The 5,343-nt window shown below is 41.0% G+C and carries 6 protein-coding genes; 3 read left to right on the top strand and 3 right to left on the bottom strand.

Annotated elements, in window-relative coordinates:
* Positions 1 to 335: 335 nt before the first annotated feature.
* From VF500_RS01270 to VF500_RS01280, 3 genes are all read right to left on the bottom strand, one after another.
* Entirely contained in the window at positions 336 to 737 is a 402-nt protein-coding gene (locus VF500_RS01270) for a hypothetical protein (protein ID WP_330857932.1), read from the bottom strand.
* 138 nt (positions 738 to 875) lie between these two features.
* The gene (locus VF500_RS01275) at positions 876 to 1,496 is read right to left on the bottom strand and encodes an L-threonylcarbamoyladenylate synthase (RefSeq protein ID WP_330857933.1); all 621 of its coding nucleotides are present in this window, start codon (positions 1,494 to 1,496) and stop codon (positions 876 to 878) included.
* A gap of 366 nt (positions 1,497 to 1,862) precedes the next feature.
* Entirely contained in the window at positions 1,863 to 2,405 is a 543-nt protein-coding gene (locus tag VF500_RS01280) for a YceI family protein (protein WP_330857934.1), read from the bottom strand.
* A gap of 185 nt (positions 2,406 to 2,590) precedes the next feature.
* Between VF500_RS01280 and VF500_RS01285 the strand changes: the two genes are divergently transcribed.
* The 3 genes from VF500_RS01285 to VF500_RS01295 all read left to right on the top strand — a co-directional run.
* Positions 2,591 to 4,225, top strand: a complete 1,635-nt coding sequence (locus tag VF500_RS01285; protein WP_330857935.1) for an FMN-binding glutamate synthase family protein — start codon at positions 2,591 to 2,593, stop codon at positions 4,223 to 4,225.
* A 452-nt stretch (positions 4,226 to 4,677) separates the two neighbouring features.
* Positions 4,678 to 5,001, top strand: a complete 324-nt coding sequence (locus VF500_RS01290; RefSeq protein ID WP_330857936.1) for a hypothetical protein — start codon at positions 4,678 to 4,680, stop codon at positions 4,999 to 5,001.
* Positions 4,998 to 5,343, top strand: a 346-nt coding sequence (locus VF500_RS01295; protein WP_330857937.1) for an ATP-binding cassette domain-containing protein, incomplete at its 3' end; no start/stop codon positions are given. The genes VF500_RS01290 and VF500_RS01295, both read left to right, overlap by 4 nt.

Raw genomic sequence — 5,343 nt, forward strand, 5'->3', positions numbered from 1 at the left:
GACAGCAGTAAAGTTCAGCAGGATGCAGAAGTACAAAAGGCAAGAAAGCTTGCTCGTCTGCAAAAAGAAGCTCAAAAACTCGGTCTTACTCTCCAAAATGCAGCTTGATTATGAATGATTTACATGCACGTCATTATAAGGCACGAAGCAATCCCCTAAATACAGAGAGACTTGCTTGGTCATTCTGTACAGTTCGCGATTGCTTCGTACCTCGCAATGACGATGGTTAATATTTTCCGCTACGCTCAGCAATGACATGGAGGCATCCCACAATGGCGCAAGTCTTGTGTGACGGCCTGTGCCAGGAGGACTTGTGCATTCTGTATATTTAATAGTCAATAAACTTTTGCTAACGGACCGTCCCGCACTACAACTTTCGACCATCCTGGTTTAGATCCTTGAGAAAGCTTGGCGATAAGTTTTCCTCTGATCCAAATGATAGCTTCTTGCATAACTTCGGTATCATTAACCATAAGCCATTTTATTTCGATCTCATTATCGTCAGTAATGGGGGGAATATTTTCTTTTATATAATCTAACGAATTTAAGAAAGGTAAATCATCGGGATTATCCCAATTTTCTTTAACCGGAGATTGCTCCTGGTTATAAAGCCAGACATCCCCCACAATATTTTCTCCCTCCAATAAATAGGCGTAAGCAACTCTATTATCATCCTCGATTATTATCGAATAATTGGTATTGAAATTGCAAGAATATTGGAAGAAAAAATTAGACATAAAATTATTTATTGGATGGCATTTCGTTGATGCCAATTCTCTAAATAGGTTAAAGGCGTTATGATAAACTATGTAAGATGTTTGAATAATCTGCTTCCAGATGTGTCTTAGACGGGGGCACTACCTGTTACAGATTTCTTACAAATACAGCTCCAGATCACCCTTACCTTCACGCACAATTTCAAAATCGCCGGTTGTGCAATCTACAACGGTTGAGGCCACGTTATCTCCATAACCGCCATCAATCACAATATCTACCAGGTCTTCATATTTCTCGTGGATGAGTTCCGGATCGGTAGAATATTCCATGATATCGTCATCATCCCTTATTGATGTTGAGAGGATTGGGTTTCCTAAAACGCGAACAATTTCGCGGGCTATATTATTATCGGGTACCCTGATACCAACAGTTTTTTTGTTGGAGCTAAGCATTTTGGGCACCATATGGCTGGCGTTAAATATAAAGGTGAACGGCCCCGGCAAGGCTTTCTTCAGTACACGGAAAGTTGTGTTATCAATTGGTTTGATATAATCTGATATATGGCTCAGGTCATAGCAGATGAAGGAGAAATTAGCTTTTTCGGGTTTGATATTCCTGATCTTGCAGATGGCCTCAATGGCACGGTGGTTGGTGATATCGCAGCCAAGGCCATAAATGGTATCGGTAGGGTATATGATGAGGCCGCCTTTTTTTAACACCTCAACCACCTGCTCAATAGCTTTTGGATTGGGGTTTTCGGGATATATTTTAATCAACATAAGTATAAGAACAAATATAGTGCTACTTAGTTTAATAACGGCTGTGAAACGACTTTAAATCATGTAATTACGATGGTGGTAATAAAGAATCGTCATTGCGAGGAACGAAGCAATCCCCAATGAGCAGAGTAGCTATGCAGATTCGCCCTGTAAAGTCGGGGATTGCTTCGTTACTCGCAATGACGTGTTTTTAACTCTGAACAATTTCTCAGATCGGATAAAAAACAAAAAGCCATTCGCTTTAAACGAATGGCTTTTCTATCATTAATTTTAACCTGTTTAGTGTTTCAATAATGCCGTGTTGTTTGGATCCTTTAACAACAGCGGCATTTTAAAAGTTAAAACACAGCAACAGTATTAAAACAATTAAGCTTGTTTAGTGAACTGTATGTTGATCAACAATTTAATGTCTTCGCCAACTACAATTGAACCGGCTTCAGTTACACCGTCCCAGGTTAAACCGAAATCTTTACGGTTAATTTTACCGCTGATCTCAAAACCAGCTTTGGTGTTGCCATAAAAGTCAGCAGCCGAGCCACCAAATTCTACGTCAAGGGTTACCGGTTTAGTTTGATCTTTAATGGTCAGGTTACCTTTCAGCTCATACTCTTCATCATCAGTTTTGGTGAATGAAGTTGATTTGAAAGTGATCTGTGGGTATTTTTCAGCGTCAAAAAATTCAGCTGATTTTAAGTGCTCATCGCGTTGTGTCTGGTTAGTGTCGATGCTGTTGATATCTAAAGAGAAATCAATTTCAGCATTTTCAAAATCGTCACTTTCAGTTATCAGCTCACCGTTAAAGCTTTTGAAAAAGCCGCTTACAGTTGAGATAACCAGGTGTTTAACTTTAAATTGTACTTCTGAGTGCATTGGGTCGATAACCCATTTTGTTGCTGTTTCTGTTGCCATGATTTTTATTTCTTTTTTGTTGATACAAAGATAAGTACAAAATTAGATGTTTAAACATGTATTTGTACTTTGTGACTTTAAAACGACATAGAGTAAGTTTCTTAACCACAAATTTGCCCTATTGTTTAAATTATAAATCTATTTTTATAAAACTTAATAGCCGCTTCATATAAAATTAACCATCCATGAGAAAGCTCTTCGTCGTTTCCTTCTTTATCATATTCAGCATGCTTACTGCCTGGAGCATTATTTGGCCGCCGGCGGTATGGTCATTCCTGTTCATGGGGCCTATTTATGTTATCGGCTTTTATGATATGTTGCAGCCCAAACACAGTATTGTGCGCAATTACCCGGTGTTTGGTCACCTGCGGTATTTGATGGAGGAGTTGAGGCCTAAAATATACCAGTATTTTATTGAAAGCGATACCAACGGTACGCCCTTCAACCGCCAAAACAGGAGTGTAGTTTATCAGCGTGCCAAAAAGGTTGATGATACCCGCCCCTTCGGTACCGAGCTTGATGTTTACGATAACGGTTACGAATGGCTTAACCACAGTATTGCCGCCATCGATCACCATAAATTAAATATGGATCCGCGTGTAAAAGTAGGCGGACCGGCCTGTAAGCAACCATACATGGCCAGTGTATTCAATATTTCGGCCATGAGCTTTGGCTCATTGAGTATGAACGCTATCCTTGCGCTTAATGGCGGGGCTAAGCTGGATAATTTTGCCCACAATACAGGTGAGGGTGGCCTGAGCGATTATCACCTGCAGCCCGGCGGTGATATCATCTGGCAGATAGGCACAGGCTATTTCAGCTGCCGCCATAAAGATGGTACTATTAACTACGATGCTTTTGCCGAACGTGCGATACTTCCGCAGGTAAAAATGGTTGAGATCAAACTATCGCAGGGAGCAAAGCCTGGTCATGGTGGTATTTTGCCCGCAGCCAAGGTAACGCCCGAAATTGCCCGCATCAGGCTGGTGGAGATGGGGGAGGATGTAATATCGCCGCCATATCATACTGCATTTACCAATCCTTTAGAATTGATGACCTTTATTCAAAAGCTTCGTGATCTTTCGGGGGGGAAGCCTGTCGGGTTTAAATTGTGCGTTGGCCATAAAAGCGAGTTTTTAGCTATTTGCAAGGCGATGGTTAAAACAGGTATCACGCCAGATTTCATTACTGTAGATGGGGGAGAGGGAGGTACCGGTGCTGCACCATTAGAGTTCAGTAATTCGGTAGGGATGCCCTTACGTGAAGCTTTAGCCTTTGTTTATGATGCGCTGACAGGTTTCGACCTTAAAAAGCATATTAAACTGATTGCATCAGGCAAAGTAGCTACCGGTTTTGATCTCGTCAAAAATTTCGCGCTCGGTGCCGATATGTGTAATAGTGCCCGCGGCATGATGTTCGCCCTCGGTTGTATCCAGGCGCTGGAGTGCAATAGCAATACCTGCCCCACAGGTGTAGCGACGCAGGATAAAAGCCTGATGAAGGGCCTGGTGGTTGATGATAAAAAGGTTCGTGTGGCCAATTTTCACAGGTTAACGATCAGCAGTGCCATCCAGATGATAGGTGCAGCAGGCCTAACCAAACCTTGCGACCTGCACCGTATGTATATTTACCGCCGGATCAACCACAGCCAGATCCTCACTTATGGCGAGTTATTCCCTTACATCCCGAAAGGCAGTTTGCTTAACACACCTTACCCTGCATCATTCGAGTTTGATATGGCTATTAGCAAGGAAGATACTTTTGTGCCGGATTACAGTGGCGTAACTAATATTGATTATAGTAATGTGAGTTCGTATTAAAGGTGAGTGGTTGCTTAGGTTGATTGGGTGATTGGTTGGCTGTTTTAAAACTGGTAGGTTCAAGCGTGCACGCTAACTTCCTGTTTTGAGGCTGTATCATAAATCAAATTGACCACCCTGGGGAGTTGTGTTATCTATGAATTGAAATTTAGCTGATAATATTTATACAAAAAGGGGGTTAACATATTTTCTGCATGAAAAACATTCAATTGTTTGATTGTGAAATATATAGATAAATGTTAACCCTGAGTTGTGTTAACCCTGTTACCCCCCTTTTGTTAGTAGAATTAATCCAACATTATATATCGCTTAAGTATCTGAATAAGTCAAAAAAAAGAGGCTGATCATGAGCTTGATGCGGCTTCGTCGATCGTAATAAGCAATAATTAATCCCCCTTAAAATTAAAAGCTTCAACCTACGTTATTTTAGCTGACCTGTCATGATTAGCTGAATGCGCAACACCGTAAAAATTACCTGGTATTTTTATAAGTCGATATTGTTATGGTGTGTGGCCATCAATATGATATGTATTTACTATTTGTTTCGCGGAGAGGTAAACGTTGTTGGGTCGTACCTTTTGAAAGTAATGAGCTATGGCATAATAATCGGCTTTCAGCATTACAATTATAATGCTAATAAGGTTTTCTTCTACTTCCGCAATGCTGGGTACGGTATCGACAGGTTGTATCTGTATGCCCTTACTTCCGACGCCGTAGCCTATGGCATATTGCTATCACTCTTAAAACTTGTAAAATATTGGGCCGGCATATTTTGAAAACCGATAGCGTTCACCTGGAGTTTGATGGGCGCAAAATCCTACAGGATATTTACCTCGATTGCAGGCAGGGCGAGGTTGTAGGTTTACTTGGGCGTAATGGCTGTGGTAAATCATCGTTGCTGCGGATTATTTTCGGTACGCTAAAGCCCTCATATAAACATATCAGCATTAATGATAAACACATTTACAAAGGTTATGACGGAGGGCGTGTAGCCTATCTGCCACAGCATAATTACCTGCCGCAAAATATAAAGATCGAAAGTTTGGCGAAGACCATTATTGACGAACAGTTTTGGGATGATTTTACCGCTCAATCAATTTGGCAAAATAGTAAAAACA

It is taken from the genome of Mucilaginibacter sp. (assembly GCF_036383575.1).
In the GTDB taxonomy this organism is placed as follows: domain Bacteria; phylum Bacteroidota; class Bacteroidia; order Sphingobacteriales; family Sphingobacteriaceae; genus Mucilaginibacter.

Excerpts from the sequence above, each read along its gene's own strand:
- VF500_RS01290 (WP_330857936.1), top strand. The coding sequence starts at position 4,678 with ATGCGCAACACCGTAAAAATTACCTGGTATTTTTATAAGTCGATATTG.
- VF500_RS01285 (WP_330857935.1), top strand. The coding sequence starts at position 2,591 with ATGAGAAAGCTCTTCGTCGTTTCCTTCTTTATCATATTCAGCATGCTT.
- VF500_RS01280 (WP_330857934.1), bottom strand. The coding sequence starts at position 2,405 with ATGGCAACAGAAACAGCAACAAAATGGGTTATCGACCCAATGCACTCA.
- VF500_RS01275 (WP_330857933.1), bottom strand. The coding sequence starts at position 1,496 with ATGTTGATTAAAATATATCCCGAAAACCCCAATCCAAAAGCTATTGAG.
- VF500_RS01270 (WP_330857932.1), bottom strand. The coding sequence starts at position 737 with ATGTCTAATTTTTTCTTCCAATATTCTTGCAATTTCAATACCAATTAT.